Source organism: Agrobacterium sp. ST15.13.013 (assembly GCF_027956525.1).
Taxonomy (GTDB): Bacteria; Pseudomonadota; Alphaproteobacteria; order Rhizobiales; family Rhizobiaceae; genus Agrobacterium; species Agrobacterium salinitolerans.
The window spans coordinates 1-512 of the sequence record NZ_JAQKGP010000091.1; the positions used below are offsets into that span (position 1 = coordinate 1).

A 512-nucleotide genomic window follows, 5' to 3' on the forward strand; every position below is an offset into this window, starting at 1 on the left:
CAGACTGCTGACAAACCCCTGGCGTGAGCTGGGGGTTTATGATTCATTGGGACATGTTGAAGAAACCTGCTCCTGAACAGACCGCTCTCGAGATGGTGACGCTCGATAGCCTGGTCCCGAAAGATCACCTGCTTCGCAAGATCGACGCGGTGATCGACTTCTCATTTATCCATGATCGTGTTGCCGGTCTTTACTGTGCCGACAACGGCCGTCCGCCGCTCGATCCCACACGCATGTTCAAGGCGCTGTTCATCGGCTACCTGTTCGGTGTTCGCTCGGAGCGGCAGTTGATGCGCGAGATCGAGGTGAACGTCGCCTATCGCTGGTTTCTGCGCCTGAAGCTGACCGATCCTGTCTTCGATGCCTCGACGCTGTCGCAGAACCGCCGCCGTCGCTTCAACGGGACGGAGGTTGCCCAGGATATATTCGATGCCATCGTGGAGCAGGCGATCCGGCATGGTCTGGTGGATGGGACCGTGCTCTATACGGATTCGACCCATCTGAAGGCCAAT

The 512-nt window shown here is 57.6% G+C and carries 1 protein-coding gene; it reads left to right on the top strand.

The window, feature by feature from the left end:
- Positions 1–53: 53 nt before the first annotated feature.
- Positions 54–512 (top strand): transposase (locus tag PL597_RS26020; protein ID WP_271366656.1); only part of this gene is annotated, 459 nt, incomplete at its 3' end.